Annotated in this window: 16 protein-coding genes; 12 read left to right on the top strand and 4 right to left on the bottom strand. The window is 63.9% G+C overall.

Features of this window, described 5'->3' with window-relative positions:
* The first annotated feature begins 41 nt into the window (after positions 1-41).
* Positions 42-356, top strand: a complete 315-nt coding sequence (ppnP, locus tag BDD21_RS17100; protein ID WP_120798170.1) for a pyrimidine/purine nucleoside phosphorylase — start codon at positions 42-44, stop codon at positions 354-356.
* 224 nt (positions 357-580) lie between these two features.
* Here the strand turns inward: ppnP and BDD21_RS17105 are convergent, their stop codons facing one another.
* Positions 581-2368 (bottom strand): SLC13 family permease, encoded by a 1788-nt coding sequence (locus BDD21_RS17105; RefSeq protein WP_120798171.1) that lies wholly within the window; start codon positions 2366-2368, stop codon positions 581-583.
* Between the two features lie 9 nt (positions 2369-2377).
* Entirely contained in the window at positions 2378-2968 is a 591-nt protein-coding gene (locus tag BDD21_RS17110; protein WP_120798172.1) for a hypothetical protein, read from the bottom strand.
* Between the two features lie 182 nt (positions 2969-3150).
* Here BDD21_RS17110 and BDD21_RS17115 point away from each other — a divergent pair, with 182 nt between their 5' ends.
* The 3 genes from BDD21_RS17115 to BDD21_RS17125 all read left to right on the top strand — a co-directional run bounded on the left by BDD21_RS17115 (position 3151) and on the right by BDD21_RS17125 (position 7800).
* A complete protein-coding gene (locus BDD21_RS17115) occupies positions 3151-3825 on the top strand; it encodes a Fe2+-dependent dioxygenase (RefSeq protein ID WP_120798173.1) in 675 nt (224 codons plus the stop codon).
* 402 nt (positions 3826-4227) lie between these two features.
* Positions 4228-5313 (top strand): AI-2E family transporter, encoded by a 1086-nt coding sequence (locus BDD21_RS17120; protein WP_120798174.1) that lies wholly within the window; start codon positions 4228-4230, stop codon positions 5311-5313.
* A 318-nt stretch (positions 5314-5631) separates the two neighbouring features.
* Complete coding sequence (locus BDD21_RS17125; RefSeq protein ID WP_120798175.1) at positions 5632-7800, top strand: alpha-amylase family glycosyl hydrolase; 2169 nt, start codon at positions 5632-5634, stop codon at positions 7798-7800.
* 186 nt (positions 7801-7986) lie between these two features.
* Here the strand turns inward: BDD21_RS17125 and BDD21_RS17130 are convergent, their stop codons facing one another.
* A complete protein-coding gene (locus BDD21_RS17130; protein ID WP_120798176.1) occupies positions 7987-10137 on the bottom strand; it encodes a M1 family metallopeptidase in 2151 nt (716 codons plus the stop codon).
* Positions 10138-10246: 109 nt separating this feature from the next.
* Here BDD21_RS17130 and BDD21_RS17135 point away from each other — a divergent pair, with 109 nt between their 5' ends.
* Both BDD21_RS17135 and trhP read left to right on the top strand, forming a co-directional pair.
* The gene (locus BDD21_RS17135; RefSeq protein WP_245969662.1) at positions 10247-11422 is read left to right on the top strand and encodes a ChaN family lipoprotein; all 1176 of its coding nucleotides are present in this window, start codon (positions 10247-10249) and stop codon (positions 11420-11422) included.
* Positions 11423-11469: 47 nt separating this feature from the next.
* Positions 11470-12795, top strand: coding sequence for a prephenate-dependent tRNA uridine(34) hydroxylase TrhP (gene trhP, locus BDD21_RS17140; RefSeq protein WP_245969938.1), 1326 nt, complete (start codon positions 11470-11472; stop codon positions 12793-12795).
* A gap of 234 nt (positions 12796-13029) precedes the next feature.
* Here trhP and BDD21_RS17145 read toward each other — a convergent pair whose 3' ends face one another.
* Positions 13030-13506 carry a YcgN family cysteine cluster protein gene (locus BDD21_RS17145; protein ID WP_120799987.1) on the bottom strand — a complete coding sequence of 159 codons (477 nt, stop codon included), beginning with the start codon at positions 13504-13506 and terminating at the stop codon, positions 13030-13032.
* 687 nt (positions 13507-14193) lie between these two features.
* Between BDD21_RS17145 and BDD21_RS17150 the strand changes: the two genes are divergently transcribed.
* From BDD21_RS17150 to BDD21_RS17180, 6 genes are all read left to right on the top strand, one after another.
* The gene (locus tag BDD21_RS17150) at positions 14194-14733 is read left to right on the top strand and encodes a methylated-DNA--[protein]-cysteine S-methyltransferase (protein WP_120798179.1); all 540 of its coding nucleotides are present in this window, start codon (positions 14194-14196) and stop codon (positions 14731-14733) included.
* 371 nt (positions 14734-15104) lie between these two features.
* Entirely contained in the window at positions 15105-16001 is an 897-nt protein-coding gene (gene xerD / locus BDD21_RS17155; RefSeq protein ID WP_120798180.1) for a site-specific tyrosine recombinase XerD, read from the top strand.
* A 100-nt stretch (positions 16002-16101) separates the two neighbouring features.
* Positions 16102-16584, top strand: a complete 483-nt coding sequence (locus tag BDD21_RS17160; RefSeq protein WP_120798181.1) for a YajQ family cyclic di-GMP-binding protein — start codon at positions 16102-16104, stop codon at positions 16582-16584.
* Between the two features lie 7 nt (positions 16585-16591).
* Complete coding sequence (locus tag BDD21_RS17165) at positions 16592-17326, top strand: DsbC family protein (RefSeq protein ID WP_120798182.1); 735 nt, start codon at positions 16592-16594, stop codon at positions 17324-17326.
* Positions 17327-17378: 52 nt separating this feature from the next.
* The gene (locus BDD21_RS17170) at positions 17379-18152 is read left to right on the top strand and encodes a PP2C family protein-serine/threonine phosphatase (RefSeq protein ID WP_120798183.1); all 774 of its coding nucleotides are present in this window, start codon (positions 17379-17381) and stop codon (positions 18150-18152) included.
* 678 nt (positions 18153-18830) lie between these two features.
* Positions 18831-19775 (top strand): RpnC/YadD family protein, encoded by a 945-nt coding sequence (locus BDD21_RS17180; RefSeq protein WP_120798184.1) that lies wholly within the window; start codon positions 18831-18833, stop codon positions 19773-19775.
* Positions 19776-20066: the final 291 nt, after the last annotated feature.

The following is a 20066-nucleotide window of genomic DNA, read 5'->3' on the forward strand; positions in this document are numbered from 1 at the left end:
CGAGGATCGAGATCCTCCTTCAGACCACGAGGTGTCGTCCCATGTCCGAATTCACCAACGTCAGCGTCGTCAAGAAGGCCAACTGCTACTTCGACGGCGGCGTGACGAGTCGCACCATCCGCTTTCCCGACGGCAGCAAGAAGACACTCGGCATCATGCAGCCGGGCGACTACGCGTTCACCACCCACGACAAGGAGATCATGGAGATCCTCGACGGGGATCTGGATGTCCTGCTGCCCGATGCGGCGGAGTGGGTACAGGTGCAGGGCGGGGAGTCGTTCGAGGTTCCGGCTCGGGCGAAATTCAGCATTCACGTGCGGACGCTGACCGATTATTGCTGCTCCTTCGTCAGCTGATCGGGCCGCGCCTGGCGGATCAGGGGTTGTCGGTTAAACCGCGTCCAGAGCGAGATGCTAAATTTTCAAGTGAGCTCGGCGTTTGGTGTATCCACGGCCCTTAGCGGGGACGCGGTTTAAAATCATATCTTTTTTAATCTCTTAAACCGCGCCGGCTCCAGCGGTCGTTAAATCCGCGGGGGCCGATCCCATCCAAGAACATCGCATACCGCGTGGGGCGCGGTTTAAAAGGACCAGACGAGCGGAACGATCATGACCGTCACCAAGCCCACGACCAAGGTCAATGGGACCCCGATCCGCACGAAGTCCCCGAAGCGGTAGCCGCCGACATTGAACACCATCAGGTTGGTCTGATACCCGATGGGGGTGGCGAAGCTGGCGGATGCCGCAACCATCAGGGTCAGGATAAAGGGTGCGGGCGACACCCCCATGGCATGGGCCGCCTGCACGGCGATCGGGAACACCAGCACTGCGGCCACGTTGTTGGTCGCAAGCGAGGTGAGGAGGGCAGTCGCCGTAAAGACCAGGGCGAGTGTGACCCAGGGATCCCCGTCCGCCAGCCCGATCAGCCCGCCGGCCACCAGCGAGGCCGCGCCCGTCTTCTCCAAGGCGGCGCCGATGCCGAAGGAGGTTGCGATCACCACCAGCACCTGCCAGTCCGGCGAGCGCCGCGCGGTGCGGCTGTCGGTGCAGCGCGTAAGGATCATGAGCCCCGCGGACAGCAGTGCGGCCTCCAACATGCTCAGCCATCCCGCGGTGACCACGGCGACCATCGCGATCACGATGGCGATGGCGACCGGCGCGTGCTTGTGCTTGAGCGGATGCGAATCCCCGATCTGACTCACCAGCAGGAAGTCGCGCGAGTTCTTCTGCTGCTCCACGAAGTCCGGCCGTGTCTCGAGCAGGAGCGTGTCGCCCGGCGCCAGCACGATATCGCCGATCTTGCGGTCGACCCGCTCGCCGTTGCGTGCGAGCGCGATGATCACCGCGTCGTAGCGATTGCGAAACCGCCCTGCGCGCACGCTCTTGCCGACCAAGGGCGATTTATCCGACATCACCGCCTCGACGAAACAGCGCCCGGGGCGTGGCACGTCGAGCTTGAACACCTGATCGGTTGCCGGGATCAGGCCGCGCGTGCGCTGCAGGTCCATGACCGAATCCAGGATCCCGGCGAAGACCAGCCGGTCGTTCGCCTGCAGGACCTCCTGCGAGGACACCGCCGCCATGACTTGCTCGCCGCGCTCGATCTCGATGAGAAATAAACCGGGGAGCTGGCGCAGGCCGGCATCCTCGATGCTCTTGCCGATCAGCGGGCTGCCCGGCTCGACGAGCATCTCGGAGGTGTACTGGCGCACATCCTCGTAGCTGGCTGCCGCGGAGGTCCGTTTCGGGAGCAGCCAGTGCCCCGCCGTGAGCATGAAGACAAAGGTCGCGACCGTGATGGGCAGACCGACCCAGATCGGCTCGAAGAGACCCAGTCCCTCGCCGCCGAGGCGCTCCGTATAGAGCCCGTTGACCACCAGGTTGGTGCTGGTCCCGATCAGGGTGCAGGTGCCGCCGACGATACTGGCGTAGGAGAGCGGGATGAGCAGGCGCGAGAGCTCCAAGCGGTGTCGCTTGGCCCAGTCCTGCACCGCCGGTATAAAGATGGCCACGACCGGCGTGTTGTTCAGGAACGCGCTCAAACCCGCGACGGGCAACATCAGGCGCAAACGCGCGTCGGTCGGTCCGCGCGGACGTCCGAGCAGCCCCGGTCCGATCCAGCCGACGGCACCGGTCTGCGTGAGGCCCGTGACGACGACATAGAGCACGCCGACGGTCAGCATTCCCGGATTGGAAAAGCCGCTCAGGGCCTCCGCCGGGGTCAGGATGCCGAACAGGAGCAGCAGGGTGAGTGCACCGGCGGTGACGACATCCGGCGCCGCGCGGCTGAAGGCGAAAAGCCCGAAGCAGAGCACCACGATGCCCAGGCTGAACCAGCCTTCCCAGCCGAGTTGCACGAAGGCGTCCATATCCTCTCGTCAGTGATCGCGACCGCGTTGCAGGGCCTCGTAACGGGCCTTGAATGCCTCTTGACGCAGCCGGGAGGCGTCGTCTTCGGTCGGTGCGAGCGGCGAGTCCTGCCAGCTGCCGGTGGCGTGATCGAAGACCGAGAACCGCCAGCCGCGACCGACCTTGAAGACCTTGGTCACGTCCTTGCCGGCTTGCTCCATGGCCTCGAGCTTGCCGAGCTTGCCCGGACCATCGGGGGCAGTCGTTGCGCGCGGCGCCGCCTCGGTCGGTCGGTGCTCGGCGAGATTGAAGCGGTTGTTTTGGATCTCGCCCTGCACGTCGAGCTCGACCGATTCGACGCCCGGAAGACGCGCCAAGATGTAGCCGGCCATCATCATCCCGAGCTTTTGGTTCTCGGACTCGAGCGCGGTCAACAGCTTATCGGCGACGATCTGACAACGCTGCAGCCGATCCGGCCTTTCGACCCACTCCCGGCTCATCTGCCAGCCGGAATCCATGTCCTGGTCGAGCTTCTCGAAGAAGGGCTGCGCTTGGCCGATCAGGGCATCGGGGACGTTGAGCTCATAGATCCGATCGTCGATGATGGCTTTCAGAAGCATCGCTCGCCTCGTGCGTCGTTGGTGATGGTCTCGGATAGTAAACCGGGGTCGGGGTGACTTGCGCGCCTTTCGTGCGGCCTCGGCCTCCGGGGGATCCGATGCCGAGACGCGATTGCTGTCTATCGATCTTTTTTGCGGCCGCGGCGACTGCAACGCGCGTCGTGTCGCCCTCGGAGCACAGCATGTTGTTGACCATCCCGGCGCTTCTCAACAGCGCGCAGATCGCCAAGATCCACGAGATCATCGCCGACGCACCCTTCATCGACGGCAAGTTGACCGCCGGCTTCGCCGCAGGGCGGGTCAAGCGCAACGAAGAGATGCGGCCGGAACCCGAGCGCATGCAGCGGCTCATCCGCATTATCATGGCAAGTCTCGGCCATCATGAGACCTTTCGGTTCGGCGTCCTGCCGCATCGGGTGGCCGATCCCATCATCGCCCGCTATACGCCGGGCATGGCTTACGGGGAGCATGTCGATGATCCGATCATGGGGACGACTGGCCCGCGTTTCCGATCCGATGTCTCCATGACGATCTTTCTCAACGACCCGGCGTCCTACGAGGGCGGCGAGCTGTTCATCCGCACCCCGTTCGGCGAGCAGAGGATCAAACCGGCCGCGGGGGATGCCGTCGTCTACCCCTCCTCGAGCCTGCACCGGGTGCTGGAGGTCACGCGCGGGGAGCGCCTGGTCGCCCTGACCTGGATCCAGAGCTACGTGCGCGATCCCGCACGCCGAGAACTTCTCTACGAGTTGAATCTCGCCCGCGAGCGATTGCTCAAGACCGCACCCGAAGAGGACACCACCGCCTACGTCGATCGCTCCTATGCGAACCTGGTGAGGATGTGGAGTGATCTCTAGTGGAGCGGTGCAGAGATTCCGAGACTGTCCGAGATCATTTTCGTTGTCGTGGTCGTTGTCGTTGTCGTAATCGACCATCGGATACGACCACGACCACGACCACGACAACGAACGGTCTCGACACATCTGCCGTGCTGCACTCGCCCGCGTCCGGCCCCGACGGAGCACAACATGCGTCGAGTCTTCGTCGCGCTCGGGGATCGCCCGGGGTATCGTTCGGCGCGGGCTGGATGGGTTTCGCTTCGCTCTACCCATCCTACGTTCTCGGTTGGTTTTGAATCGTTCTTAAACCGCGCCGGCTCCGACAGTTGTCGAAGCCGGCGCGGCCAAGGCAATCCAACACACGACACATATCGCACCGGGCGCGGTTTAAGTTGTCATCAAGAGCACAGGGGTTCGAGCATGCAACAGGGCGGTGACGGGGATCGCATCTTTTTGGACCGCGCGGTCGAGGCGTTCATCCGGATCGCGTTTGTCGCGATTCTGATCGCCTGGTGTTTCGATATCGTGCGACCCTTTATCGTGCCCTTTGCCTGGGCGATCATCATTGCGATCGGGCTCTATCCGGGTTACGAGCGACTGACGCACCTTCTGCACGGGCGTCGAATCCTCGCCGCCGTCATCATGTCCTTGCTCTGCTTTGTGCTTTTGCTGGTGCCGGCGCTCTTGCTCAGTGCATCGCTGGTCGGGGAGGTGCACACCGTCATCAATGCCTTCAGCCACGAGTCGCTGAAGATTCCGCCCTTGCCCGATGCCGTTGCACGGCTGCCGCTGATCGGCGACGACATCGCCCGTGTCTGGACTGAGGGTACGTCGAATTTCACGTCGGTGCTCGTGCAGATCGAGCCCGAGCTCAAGGTTGCCCTGCATTGGGCGATCGGGGTCGCCGGCGGGGCCGGGGTGGGGCTGCTGCATATCCTCGTGGCCATCCTGATTGCGGGTTTCCTGCTCGCTCAGGCCGAGGGCGGACAACGCGCGAGCGTTGCCTTTGCTCGGCGATTGGCGGGTGCGCGGGGTGTGGAGTTCGCGAAGCTCTCGGAGGCGACCATTCGCAGCGTGACCCGGGGCATTCTCGGTGTTGCTCTGATTCAGTCGCTCCTCGCCGGGCTGGGGTGGCTGGCGATCGGCGTCCCCGCAGCCGGGCTTTGGGCGCTGCTGGCGCTGGTGATGTGCGTGGTGCAGATCGGGATCCTCCCGATCACGGTTGCGATCCTCGTCTATGTCTTCTTCCATGTCGGAACCTTCGCCTTCCTGGCGTTTCTGATTTGGAGTCTCTTCGTGTATAGCCTGGAGCATGTCCTCAAGCCCATCCTCCTCGGGCGCGGCGTGGATGTCCCGATGGCCGTGATCTTCGTCGGTGCCATCGGCGGGTTCCTCAGTGCCGGAATCATCGGGCTCTTCGTCGGCTCGGTCGTCTTGGTGCTCGGCTACAAGCTCTTTCTTGCGTGGTTGCACGGAGGGTCCGAGTCCGCCGAGCATTCCGCTTAAACCGCGCCCAGCGCGGTATGCGTAGTTTGTCGGATTGGCTCGGCCGCGCCGACTTCGATCATTGTCGGAGCAGGCGCGGTTTAAGGTATTAAAAAATATACAATAAGGCTGAGCCGCGTTCGTTCCTCTGCGTGTCGTGGGGGCTACGCGCGCTTGATCTTTACTTGAAAACGTGTCGGCAATCCGTCGAGTATCCAAACCCATCGGTGTTGATTTCGATTACGACAACGACAACGGTTGCAAAGGCACTCTCTCGTCGAGCTTTTTTGACTGTTTTTGAACCCTTCCTGACCGAGACCGAGACACGGAGCCTTCTTGATGTCCGATTTGATCCTCCACTTCGAGCGCCGCCCCGGCTGGGGCTCGATCGTCCGCGCCCACGTTTGGGATGCCCAGCCGATCGGGCCTCGTACCGATTGGCCCGGTGTGCCGATGGAGGCGCTCGACGAGCACTGGTATCGGATCCGCCTGCCCGGAACCCGCTCGGCGCATCTGGTTTTCACGGACGGCGAAGGCCATCAGACGCACGACCACTTTCGCGATGCCGACGGCTGGCTCGACGCCAGGAGCCACTGGCACGATCATCGTCCCGGACATCGCGGTCGGTCCGTGAAGAGTGTCGAGCCGCCGCCCGCCCCCCGGCCCTTGCCGAGTTTCACGACCGAGCTGCGCCCGGTCGCCGAGCGGAGCGATTTCCGCGAGGAGACCATCTACTTTCTGATCACCACACGCTTCTTCGACGGCGATCCCTCGAACAACTTCTTCTGCCGCGACCGCATTCAATTCGACGAGGGCGGCAAACCGGTCGATCCCCATTGGCGGGGCGACTTCAAAGGTCTGATCCAGCGCCTCGATTACATTCGCGATCTCGGCTTCACGGCCATCTGGATCACCCCGCCCGTGGAGAACCGCTCCGGTCTCGATTATCACGGCTATCATCCCTACGACTGGACCCGCATCGATCCGCGTCTGGAGTCACCGGGAGCGACCTACCAGGATCTGATCGACGCCGCCCATGCCAAGGGCATCAAGATCATCCAGGACGTCGTCGTGAACCACTCCTGCCAGTACGGCATTCGCGGGAAGGTGCACATCGACCATCTGCCGATCAAATACTACGTGCCGCAAGGCGCGGAGCAGGGGCAGGTCGATCACGGTCCCTACCAGGGCCATCTCGGCAATTACGCTTGGCCGAATCGCGACGACATCGACAACCCGGTCGCGCCCAAATGGTACCGCGAGCGCCACGACAGCGATCCGGAGGGCATCGAGCCGCTGGTCGATCCCAAGACCGGCGAGACGGTGCCCAAGCCCGGCTACAACCCGGGGCGTTTCTTCGGTGTCGACCCCAATGATCTGGATCCCGAGTGGTATCACCAGGAGGGCTTCATCTGCGGCGGCGATTGGGAGAGTCCCCATTCGCTCCAGCACAAGCACCTGGCCGGGGACTGCATCGACCTGGCCACCGAGCGCCAGAACGTCAAGGACTATCTCATCGGGTCCATCAATCGATATCTGGACATGGGTGTGGACGCGTTGCGCATCGACACCGTCAAGCATGTCGAGCGTGACAACCTGCTCGAGTACATCGACGCCTGGAAGGCCCACAAGCCGGGTCTCTTCGTGTTCGGCGAGAATCTGGTGAAGGGCTATGGCTGGGGCGATCTCGGCGGCGGCGACAATGGTCCGTCGCAGATCCGGCCCTGGTGGTACACGCGTATCGGCCATGATCCCCAAGATCCGGAATCGGGCGGTGATTCGGGTTTCCCGCAGCTGGATTTCGGCCTCTTCTCCACCTTCCGCGACACCGTGAGCAAGGGCACCTATGCCGGCACCGCCCAGATCCTCGGCATGGACTGGATCTACGGCGACGTGACGCAGCTGGTGACCTTTCTGCAGAACCACGACGTCGGCCCGGACAACGATTTCAAGTACCGGTTCAAAGGTGAGCAGTGGATGGCCGCCGCGGCCTACAACCTGATCTGGACCGTGCGCGGGATCCCCTGTCTGTATTTCGGCGAGGAGATCGAGTTCATGAAGGGCGCGCCGCAAGACGTCGAAGGCGAGCGCGATACCCTACATCAGACCGGGCGCGCCTATTTCGGCGATCACCTGACCGACGCGCGTCTCGACGAGACGCAGAGCAACCCGCTTTATCGCCACATCCAGCGTCTCAACCTGATCCGCCGTGCGATTCCTGCACTCCAAAAGGCCGGGCTGAGCCACCTCGCCGAATGGGGCAGCGGGATGCGATTCGTGCGCGATCATCCCGAGAGCGGCAGCTATGTGGTGGTCGGTCTCTCCATCGGCTCCGATCAAGAAATCGGAATCGACGGGGTCCGGCCGGGGATCTATCGCGACGCCGTGACCGGCCAAGAGCAAGCGTGCCAGGGGCGGTTGGTCTTCCACGTCAAGGCCAATTCGGCCGGCATCTATGTCCTGGATGGACCGGGCAAGATCGGCGAGGACGGGGTTTATCTGCGTTAAACCGCGCCCGGTGCGGTATGCGATGTTTTTAGATGAGATCGGCCCCGGCGGATTTGACGACCGCTGGAGATGGCGCGGTTTAGGAGATTAAAAAATAGCTCACCCTAAACCGCGTCCCCGCTAAGGGCCGTGGATGCACCCAACGTCGACATCACTCGAAAGTGAGCATCTCGCTATGGACGCGGTTTAGGGTGCCAACGCGGGAGGTTCCGCGAGCGGCGGCAGTTCGCGTTTCGGGCCGAGCCAGGACACCAGCTCGGAATCGCCCGACGGCCATTGGCCCTTCGCCTGATTATCGGGTGCAGTGCCGCTGAAGATCAGATAGCTGTATTTCCCGTAGTGCGGGAGCTTGCGGGCAAGGCCGGGGAGTGCGGCCGGCTCGCTCGCGGCGAGCCAGCCGAGCGGCTGTCGGTCCTGCCACGCGGTGAGCACGGGGCTGACCTGCGCGCCGTCGAGCCTGTCCTCGCCGCCGAGTCGGAGTCGGCGTTGCTCGGGCTCCAGCGCGACACCTTGCGCGAGCTGCGCAAATCGATCGAGCCAGCGGTTTTCCCAGCCCATCAGCCACACCGCCCGGTCCTCGGGCAGAGACTTCAGGGTGTCGTCCCACCGGATCTCCCAGCCGGGGTGACCTGTCTTCCATGCCTCGGCGAGGCGCCGGTAGCCGTCCTTGAAGGCATAGGGTGCCGCGGCGGGCAGGACCATGAGTCCGCGGTCGGATCCGAAGAGGTTGCTCAAGGCGACGGGCGTCTCGCCCGGGAGCAGCTCGCGGAAGACGTCGAGCCAGGGATCGATCGCGACCCGGACCGGCGCGGACGGCAGGGCGACCGTGAAGTCCGCGCTCGCTCCGGTGAGTTCGACGACGAGACTGACCGGGTCGCCCGTCTCTTGATGCACGAGCAGGGGGACACGCACGGGGAAGGGCTCGCCGCCCTGGGTCTGCTCGATTCGGCCGGTCAGCGCGAAACCCGTGTCGGCTCCCGCGTCTGCGGGGACGACCGCGACCTCCGCGAGGCGGATCCGCGGCGCGCCGGTGCGCGTCGTCCATGTTTGAAAGAAGTCTCCGAGATCGCGCCCGCTCGCGGCCTCGAACGAGCGGCGCAGATCATCGAAGTCGGCGACACGAAATCGGTTGTCGGTCCAGACACGCGCAAGCCCGGCCTTGAACGCCTCGTCGCCGAGCTGGCGGCGCAGCATGTGGAAGAGCATGGCGCTCTTGCCGTAGCCGATCGCCTGGGAGGCTGCGCCGTGACGGCCGCGGAACTCGACGACCGGGAAGTCGCTGCTGTCTCGCACATAGTCGGCGTAGCCCTTGAGCATCTCGCGCCGATAGACCCAGCCCTCGCCGGCGCGCTCGCGCATCAGGTGATCGGCCAGGTAGGTGGTGAGCCCCTCGGACCAATTGCCGGCTTGGTAGTCGACATAGACGCCGTTGCCCCACCAGTTATGAAGGATCTCGTGGGGGTAGGAGGTGTGGATGATGAAGGGCAGGCGGATGACTTGCGATCCGAGGAGCGTGAAGGAGGGCATGCCGTAGCCGGTCTCCCAGAAGTTCTCGACCAATGCGAACTTGGCGAACGGATAGGCGCCGATCAATTCGGAATAGAGGTTGATGTAGGTCGCGGTCGCGTCCAGATAGCGCCGTGCCAGTGCCGCGTCGGCCTCGCGCAGGTAGACTTGGGCCTCGTATTCGGCGTCTCCGGCCTGAGCTTGATCGATATAGCGTTCGAAAGGTGCCGCGATCAGATAGATGTCGTCCTGCGGATGGGTCTCACGCCAGGTGGACAGTGCGCTTGACGGATCGCCCGGACCCTCGCCCTGCGAGACCGCGGTCCAGCCGTCCGGAAGTGTCACTGCGAGCGAGAAGGTTTGAAGGCTGTCCGGGATGCGCGGATACCAGCCGCTGTTGCCGTCGAGAAAGACGCCCTCGGGCGCGATGGTGCCGCGCGACCACTCGCGGGTACGGCCCATGCCTTCGGCGATCTGCTCGCGTGCATGACGGATGGATCCGCCGTAGGTCAGGGTGACGGGGCCCGGTGCGGACATGCGAAGCCGGTAGCCGGTGAGATGTCCAAGGTGTTCGGCGATGTCGATTCGCGCATTCTCGGAGGCGACTTCCGGCTCCATCCCGGCATGCAGCAGCAGCAACCATTCCGGTCTGTCGTCCGGGAATGTCAGCGTATCCCGCACCTGCAGGGTGCCCGCAGCGGGGTCGATACGGGCCTCGATCGCGTGCTCGACGAGCACTGCGTCTGCCGAAAGGTGGGTCGACCCGAGAAGGATCGACCCGAGAAGGATCGAACGGAAGAGCAGGAGGCTTGAAACGAACAGGTTTCGCATCAGTCTAGGGTCCATGCGGCTGAGGGATCGGGAGCGCGAGCGAACTGTCCGCATTGCGCCGAGTTCAAATATGCGGGCCGATTCGGCTCATGACCAGAGAGGATTTTTCGTGTCCTATTGTCAACTGTCGGCGTTCGTCGTCACGGCCGTGCTGGTGTCCGGGGCCTGCGCAGCGTACGGGCCTCCGTCTCCGACGACCCCTCCCGCACAAGCCGACGCGTCGCAGGCGCCCGACCCGGGGACACGTGTCCTGGATCTTGCCGCGCTGTCGGATATGAGCAACCTGCTCGATCGGATCGCCGATCGACGTGTCGTCTTTGTCGGCGAGAGCCACGACCGCTACGAGGACCACCTCAACCAACTGGCTGTGATCGAGGGCCTGCACGCGCGCGGAACATCGCTGGCCATCGGGATGGAGTTCTTCCAACAACCCTACCAGGCGGCGATCGACGCCTACATCGCGGGCGAGATCGACGAGGCGGAGTTTCTGCGCCGCACGGAATATTTCGACCGCTGGCGTTTCGATTATCGGCTCTATCGTCCTATCCTGCGCTTCGCGCGCGAGCACGGCATCCCGGTGATCGCCTTGAATCTGGAAGCCGAGCTGACGCGACGTGTCGGGGAGGTCGGGATCGCCGGCCTGACCGAGGCCGAGCGCGCCCGTATCCCGGCCGAGATCGATCGCGGCGACCCGACCTACCGCGAGCGCATCGAGGCGGTGTTCGCGATGCACCCGAGCGAGCGCAAGCAGGATGTCGAGAACTTTCTGGAGGTCCAGCTTCTTTGGGACGAGGGGATGGCCGAACGCGCCGCGGCCTATTTGAAGGCGAACCCGGAACGCACGCTTGTCGTGCTGGCGGGATCCGGTCATGTGGAGTACGGTCAGGGGATCCCCAGCCGCCTGACGCGTCGTCTCGATGTCCCGACGGTGACCATCCTCAACGGGACCCAGCGCCGCATGGATCCGGCAGCGGCCGATTACTTCCTCTATCCGCAGGAGATTGCGCTGCCCGCGTCCGGCCTGCTCGGGGTCATGCTCGAATCGGGTATCGACAGGGGCGGTGCGCTCGTCCAAGGCTTTGCGGAGTCGAGCGGGGCCAAGGATGCCGGTATCCAGGAAGGGGATCGCATCGTGCAGATCGGCGACCAACCGGTGAGCGCCTACGCCGACGTGCGCATCGCCTTGCTCGACAAGGGGCCGGGAGAGAAGATGCCCGTCGAGGTCCTGCGCAAGCGCACGCTCGGGGCCGACGAGCGTCTGAGCTTCCAGGTGGAGCTGCGTTGAGACGCGTGCGACCGGAACTGCTCTCGCCTGCGGGCTCGCCGCAGGCCATGCGTTACGCCTTCGCCTACGGGGCCGATGCGGTTTATGCCGGTCTGCCCAGGTACAGTCTGCGGGTGCGCAACAACGCCTTCGACGGGGCGACGCTCGCGAGCGCGGTCACCGAGGCGCACGCGGGCGGCAAGCGCTTCTATTTGGCCGCCAACATCCTCTCGCACGGGGCCAAGCTCAAGAGCTTCGTCGCAGACCTGGAGCCGATCCTCGCGATGGGTCCGGATGCCCTGATCATGGCCGACCCCGGTCTGATCATGCTGGTGCGCGAGCGCTGGCCGGATCAGCCGATCCATCTCTCGGTGCAGGCGAACACCACCAATGCCGCAGCGGTGCGCTTCTGGTCGGCGCAGGGGGTCTCGCGGGTGATCCTCTCGCGCGAGCTGTCGTTGGACGAGGTGGCCGAGATCCGTGCGGCCTGTCCCGACGTCGAGCTCGAGGTCTTCGTGCACGGCGCACTCTGCATCGCCTACTCCGGACGCTGTTTGTTGTCGGGTTATTTCAATCATCGCGACGCCAACCAGGGCGCCTGCACCAACGCCTGCCGGTGGGACTATCGAGTGGCGAGTGCGGCGTTGGCCGAGGCGCTGGCGGTCCCCCCGGACCTTTCCACGGACCTTGCAGGCGATGTCGGGGGAGACATCGCGGGCGCGCCGCGGCATCCGGCCGCCGACGAGGTCTATCTGCTCGAAGAGCGCGAGCGGCCGGGTTCCTATCTGCCGATCTTCGAGGACGAGGCGGGGACCTATATCCTCAACTCGCGCGACTTGCGCGCGGTCGAGCATGTCGCGCGGCTGGTGTCGATGGGCATCGATTCGCTGAAGATCGAGGGCCGGACGAAGTCCCACTACTATGTGGCGCGTACCTCTCAGGTCTACCGCGCAGCGATCGACGACGCGCTCGCCGGGCGTGCGTTCCGCAAGGATCTGCTGACCGATCTGGAAGGGCTTGCCAACCGCGGCTACACCGAAGGTTTCTACCGGCGCCATGCCCCGAGCGAGCTGCAGAACTATGACGACGGGGCCTCGCGCAACCAGCGGCAGATCTTTGTCGGCGAGGTCACCGTCAGCAGCGACGGCTGGGCGGACGTCAGGGTCAAGAACCGCTTCGCGGTGGGTGATGAGCTGGAACTCTTGACCCCGGCCGGGAATCGCCGCTTCCGCTTGGAATCCATGCGCAGAGACGACGGCACGGAGCTTCAACTCGCGCCGGGAGACGGCTGGCAGGTGCGCATCCCCGTCCCGGCACCGGTTTCTTCGGCGCTCGACGGTTACGCGCTGCTGACCCGAATGCTGTCCGAGCCCCTGGCAACATCGTCCACGTAGGTCATGCCGACCAGAGGTCGCCCAACGCTGCGCGGGGGAACAGGCTTTGGCGATTTCCGGGAAAGCATCTACCGGCGTGTAGGGGCGAATTAATTCGCCCCTACAAGACTTCCCGGCATGCGCAGTCGGGATGCCAATTCACGGAAATGACCTTAAACCGCGTCTCACCGAGATCGAGGATATCTCCAAAGCCAGACGCAAAGTGAAAATGACGCATGTCGCACTGGACGCGGTTTAGCGGATCCAATCGATGAGATGCATCAGCGGGTCCGTCTTCGGCCCCGGCTTGATCGCTCGCCCGTACAGGCTCTGCCCGGCTTCCAAGACGGAATCCGGATCGCCGGTGATCAGCGGATGCCAGCTCGGCAACGGCTTACTCTCGGCCAACAGCCGGTAGGCGCAGGTCTCCGGAAGCCACCTTGAGTTCGCCAATGCTGCAGGTGTCAAAGTGACGCAATCGGGCATGCGCCGCGCCCGATCGGCATAATCGCTGCACCTGCAGCTGTCGAGATCCAGAAGCGCGCAGGCGACGCGCGAATAGATGATGTCCCCGGTCTCCTCTTCCTCGAACTTCTCGAGACAGCATTTCGCGCAGCCGTCGCAGAGTGACTCCCACTGCTCGGGGCTCATGGCCGAGAGCGGGGTCGTCTCCCAGAATCTCGCCACGCCTTCATCGGGGCCTCTATCGGGGCCTTCATCGGGTTCGCGCATGTCGGGCATATCCACAGGTTGCTGATGTCGCCTATCTTGACCGATCCGGAGGGTCGATGCACCCCGTCGCGGGCGGGCCGTCGGTTGGATCTCAAGCCGTCGTATCCGATCTCGGGCTTCGCGATCTGGCCTCATCGGACCGATGACCGCCTTTGTGGACTTGACTTTTTTGCGAACCCGGATCGACTCGCAAAGACGTTATGCACACCGACAGATGTCTCCCGAGGGGTCGCTCGGGAGCCTCGGGCCTTCATCGTTCATTTTTCGGGAGAATCTTTAAGCCATTGTTTTTATTATTCTCATACGGGCCCTGTTGGTCAAAGGCTTTCGAAGAAACAGTCACATGGGCACTGCGCTCATTCCCCACTGCACAACTCGCCCACAGACTTATCCACAGGCTGATGCTGCCTTTTCCGGGGCAACAGGGCTGGCTAAACCGCGTCCAGAGCGAGATGCGCACTTTCGAGTGAGTTCGGCGTTTGGTGCATCCACGGCCCTTGGCTGGAACGCGGTTTAAAACCATATCTTTTTTAATTTCTTAAACCGCGCCGGCTCCAGCGTTTGTCAACTCAGCCGAGGCGGATCCCATCCAAAAACATCGCATACCGCGGAGGGCGCGGTTTAAGATGAACATGACCTTGCCTCGGTCGAAGACCGGATGCCGATACTCCATCGGAGGAAGACACCATGCCGCAGACTCTGATCAAGACTCCCATCGGCCCGATCGGCATCCACTGGAACGGCGAGACCTTGACCGGCGTTGATTTGGACCCGCCGGACGGGGGAGCCGAAGCGGGATCGGAAACGATGCCGTCCGCCATCCGGCAACAACTCGCGGCCTATTTCGAGCAGGCATCGGCCGGTTTCGATCTTCCGATCGTGCTGATCGGCACCGATTTCCAGCAACGCGTCTGGGCCGAGCTGCGTCGGATCCCCGCAGGCGAGACCCGCACCTACGGCGAGATCGCGCGAGAACTCGGAAGCGCCCCGCGCGCGGTCGGACAGGCCTGTCGCGCCAACCCCTGTCCGATCGTGGTGCCCTGCCATCGGGTGGTCGCGGTCAACGGCCTCGGCGGGTTCTCGGGCGATACGAGTGGACGTAAGCTCGAGGTTAAGCGCTGGCTGCTCTCGCATGAGGCCCGTAAACCGCGTCTGTGCTCTCAACAGCCGTTTGAGTCGGACCCTCTGCCGGAGGATCCCCGTGGACTTTTCCCTGACGCGGTTTAGATGAAAAAGAAACAAAAAATTAAATACTTAAGAGCCGTCCGTGCCGGCATTTGCGGGCTGCCGCAAGGTCGATACCGGATGATGCCCTCGGGTCTTGCTCCCAAGGTCGGTCACCCGAAACATCACTCGCTCGTGACATCCGCTCTGCGGTGTCACGCATGCCCCGGGGCGCTCTGCGCCACGTTCTGCGATGGCCGGCGGAGTGCCGTAGGGTGGACATGCGCTGTAGGGTGGACAAGCGCAGCGCAGTCCACCAACGCCGGTGCAGGACTCGGTGGACTTCGCTCTCGCTCGTCCACCCTACCGGCCCGGTTTGTGAACATCGCCCAACCGGGGATGATGACCTCGCATCTCACAGGAGACGCGGTTTAATGCCTCCGGATTCGGGGGTCATCGAGGGTTTTGCCGATGCACTCTGGCTCGAGCGGGGTCTGAGTCCGAATACGCTGGCGGCCTATCAGTCGGATCTGCGTGCCTTCGCCGCCTGGGTCGCGCGCGAGCGTGGTCGCTCGCTGATCGAGGCGCAGCGGTTGGACCTGCTGGATTATCTGGTCGTTCTCTCGCAGGAGGGCCGTAAGCCGCGCTCGAGTGCGCGTCTGTTGTCCTGTCTACGCCAGTTCTATCAGTATCTGCTGCGGCGCGGTGTGATCCGCGACGATCCGAGCGCCCGTGTCAAGGCGCCGAAGCTCGGTCGACCTCTGCCCAAGAGTCTGAGCGAGCTTGAGGTCGAGGCGCTCTTGGGTGCACCCGATACCGCCGATGCGCGGGGGCACCGGGACCGAACCATGCTCGAGGTACTCTACGCGAGCGGTCTGCGGGTGACCGAGCTGGTCACCCTCACGACCGGGCAGGTCGGTCTGACGCAGGGCGTTGTGCGGATCGTCGGCAAGGGCGATAAGGAACGGCTGGTGCCGCTCGGAGAGGAGGCGACATCCTGGCTGCTCGACTATCTGCGCGGACCCCGTGCCGAGCTGCTCGGCGGTCGCGTGACCGAGTATCTCTTTCCGACCTGCCGCAGCGAGTGCATGACGCGCCAGGCGTTCTGGCTGTTGATCAAGCGCTACGCGCTTGAGGCGGGCGTCTTCAAGCCCCTCTCGCCCCACACCCTGAGGCACGCCTTCGCCACGCACCTACTCAATCATGGCGCGGATTTGCGGGTGGTGCAGATGCTCTTGGGTCACAGCGACCTTTCAACCACACAGATCTACACCCATGTTGCCCGTGAGCGCTTAAAGCAGCTCCATGCGCGCCATCATCCACGGGGCTGAACCGGAACGAGGGCGGTGCGGTGCGCGAGCGGTTCGCTTTTGGCGGGTTTTCTCGCACAATGGCCGTCTTCGGTGATTTGCCTGTGGAGCTAGAAAACCTATGCCATCGTTCGACATCGTCTCGGAAACCGACCTGCAGGAAGTCCGCAACGCGGTCGACCAGGCCAACCGGGAGATCGACACCCGGTTCGACTTCAAGGGGGTGAAGGCGAGTTTCGAGCTGAGCGACGAGAAGATCCTGATGATCGGCGAGCAGGAATTTCACCTGCAGCAGATGATGGATATCCTCCGTCAAAAGCTGGTCAAACGAAAGATCGATCTCGCATCGCTCGACCCGGGCGACCCCGTCTCGAATCTCAGCGCGGCCCGACAGGAGATCGCACTCAAACAGGGTGTCGACAGCGAGACCGCCAAGCGCATGGTCAAGGCCGTCAAGGCGAGCAAGACCAAGGTGCAGGCCCAGATTCAGGGAGACCAGGTCCGTGTCTCCGGAAAAAAACGCGATGACCTCCAGGAAGCGATCGCGCTGCTGCGCGGCGAAGATTGGGGTCTGCCGATCCAGTTCACCAACTTCAGAGATTGAATATCCAATGACCAAAGCCAGAATTTCCGGGCTCGCCCTCGCAGTATTGATGCTCGCCGCGGGCTCCGCATCGGCATCGCCCGAGAAGACCATTCGGGATGCGCTCGGCAAGATCGTACCGGGCATCGAGATCGACAGCGTGACGGCCTCACCCGTGAAGGGGCTCTACGAGGTCATGGTCGGCACTCAGCTCATGTACGTCACCGCCGACGGGCGTTATTTTGTCGACGGGCGGATCGTCGATCTGACGACGCGCGAGGACATGACCGAGCCGCGCTTGGCAGGGGCACGCAAGACGCTGGTCGACGGGGTCGGCGAATCTCAAATGGTCGTCTTCGGGCCGGCCGACGCCAAGCACACCGTGACCGTCTTCACTGACATCGAGTGCGGCTATTGCCGCAAACTGCACGGCCAGATCGACGAATATGCTCAAGAGGGGATCCGGGTCCGTTACCTCTTCTATCCGCGCGCCGGGCAGGGCAGTCCAGCGTACACCGAGGCCGTGTCGGTCTGGTGCGCCGGCGATGCCGCCGCCCAGCGTACAGCTATGACGGACGCAAAGGCCGGTAAGGCGATCCAGGAGAAGACCTGCGAGAACCCGGTCGACGCGCACATGGCGCTCGGCGCGGAACTCGGCCTGCGCGGGACCCCGGCGATCCTCACCGAGACCGGCGAGATGATCCCGGGCTACGTGGAGCCCAAGCGTCTGGCGGCCCAGCTCAACGGGGCGCCTGGATCCTGAGCCTCGATCCTCGGGTGCAGGCGATCACTTCGACGCGATACATGGTGGCGTCGTGACGGCTCTTACCCTTGAATATGCCTGGCGCACCGACCGCGGCCGCGTGCGTGCGGGCAACGAGGATGCCGTGTCCGTCGACCCCGTCCTCGGCTTCCTGATCGTGGCGGACGGCATCGGCGGCGCCCGGGCGGGCGAGGTCGCAAGCGCACTGGCGGCGGAGGTCATCGCCAAACGTTTCAGAGAGGACATGGCCGATCGCCTCCATCCCGACACGGCGAAGGCATTTGTCGAGACGGCGATCCAGGACGCCAATGTCGCCATTTGGACACTGAGCAAAGCCGAGCCGGATCTCTCGGGGATGGGCACAACCGTGGTGGTCGGAGCCGTCGGAGACGATTGGCTGGCCTTCGGCTACGTGGGTGATTCGCGACTGTATCGTTTGCGCGAGGGGCGATTGGAGCCGCTTTCGCGGGACCATTCCTTTATTCAGGAGGTCGTCGACCAGGGCTTTTTCAGCACGCGCGAAGACGCACGCCGCTACGGTATCGGAGCGAACATCCTGACTCGAGCACTCGGCTCGTCGCCGAAGGTCAAGGTCTCGGGCGGGGTTGCGGATCTCGCACGCGGCGACATCTTTCTCTTCTGCACCGACGGACTGACCGGCATGGTCCCGGAGGACTGGCTATGTCAGGTCCTCACGGCGAGCTTCGGGAACGATCTCGAACCCGCCGCCGAGGCGCTGGTGCGTCTGGCGAACGAGCGAGGCGGGACCGACAACATCACCTTGGCCCTGCTGCGGGTCGGCGGACCCTCGACCGAACCCCGCTAAGCAACGATTCAAAAACAACCGAAACATGTCGGACGGCTAGCGATGCGTCGCGTTCTCGCATCTGTCTCGTTGTCGGTCTCGTTGTCGTTGTCGTTGTCGTAATCGTAATCGTAATCGTAATCGGATTCCGGATGACCTCGATTACGACAACGACAACGACAACGACAACGAAAAACCCCGCGATTGATTGCAGGCTGGGGTGAGCTTGCGAACCCCAGCCGCTTCTGCCGCTTCTGGCTCCCACGCTCCGGCGTGGGAGCATGGTCGCGACGCTCCAGCGTCCCGTCCCGTCTCTTTCAATGCTCGCCGAGCCCCGCGCGCCTAGCTTCTGGCTCCCACGCTCCGGCGTGGGAGCAAGGCAGCGACGCTCCGGCGTCGCGTCTCCAATGGCACGCCGAGGCAAGTCATGCGCCGGGAGTTTCCAGCCGCGCGCGGTCGGCACGGGCCGGGGCTTAGCGCGGTGATCCTGCCACGCGACGCTGGAGCGTCGCGACTGTGCTCCCACGCTGGAGCATGGGAGCGAGAGCAAAACCTCGTCGGCCCGCATCGGCCGACGGTCCGCACCGCGGACCCGATCTCGAACCAGATCCACTCAAGCGCCCCTGGACGGCACGTCGCGTGTCCATCAAACCCTGCAGGGGATTAGAGTGCGGCCATCCCCCGTCACAGGAGCCCCGCATGACCGACACCGCCGAGCCCACCCCGCGCAGCGACCACGACAGCCCCTGGAAGGAGGCCCTGGAGGGCTACTTCCCGGAGTTCCTCGCCCTGCTCTTTCCGCGCATCCATGCCGGCATCGATTGGTCCCTCGGCTACCGCTTCCTCGACAAGGAGTTCCAGCAGATCGTGCGCGACGCCGACACCGGCCGCCGCTATGCCGACAAGCTCGTCGGCCTGCACTGTCTCGACGGCCAGCCCGCTTGGGTGCTGGTCCATGTGGAGGTGCAGGGCGAGCCCGAGACGGCCTTCGCCGAGCGCATGTTCGTCTACAACCACAAGATCCGCGACGCCCACGGCGTGCCCGTCGCCAGCCTCGCCGTGCTCGCCGACACCGATCCGCGCTTCCGCCCCGAGCATTACCACGACGACCTCTGGGGCTGTTCGGTCGACTTTCGCTTCCCCGTGGTCAAGCTCATCGACTGGGACACCCCCGAAGCCTGGCCCGCGCTGGAGGCCAGCGAGAACCCGTTTGCCCTGGTCGTCATGGCCCAGATCCGCGCCAAGGCCACCACGGATGCCGAAACCCGTAAAGCCTGGAAGTTTCGCCTGATTCGCCTGATGTATGATCGTGGCTACGCGCGCAAGACCATCCTGGAGCTGTTTCGCGTCATCGATTGGATGATCCAATTACCCGCAACCTTGGAAACCGCCTTCCGCCAAGAGATCTTCACCTACGAGGAGAGCAAACAGATGCCGTACGTCACCACCGTCGAGCGCGCCGGGATCGAGAAAGGCAATCGCCAAGGCGAGGCCAACCTCCTGCTCTGGCAGATCGAAAATAAATTCGGTGCCGACTCCGCCGAGGCCCTGCGCGAACGGATCGAATCGGCCGACAGCGACACCTTGCGCCGCTGGTCCGTGCGCATCCTTACCGCCGACACCCCGGATGCGCTCCTTCAGTGAGCCGCTGCCCAGCCTCGGACTCGGAGATCTCCCGGCGGTTGCCGGCGCGCGCCCAGCCACCAGTACTCGCTCCCACGCTCCGAGACCGTGCAAGAATTCCTTGTGGGTTGGGCCGAGGAACGAAGCCCGATCGATGAGGGCGAGGTCACCGCTGGATTGTTGGGCCTCCTGCGTCGGCCCAACCGACGCGGAACCGTCGTTTTCGATCCCGAGCGGGAATACTCGCACAGTCTCTGGCGCGTGGGAGCCAGAGGTGGCGGAGACGCCGGGGGGATCCAGGTCGCGGCGAGT

Source organism: Thiocapsa rosea (assembly GCF_003634315.1).
Lineage (GTDB): Bacteria > Pseudomonadota > Gammaproteobacteria > Chromatiales > Chromatiaceae > Thiocapsa > Thiocapsa rosea.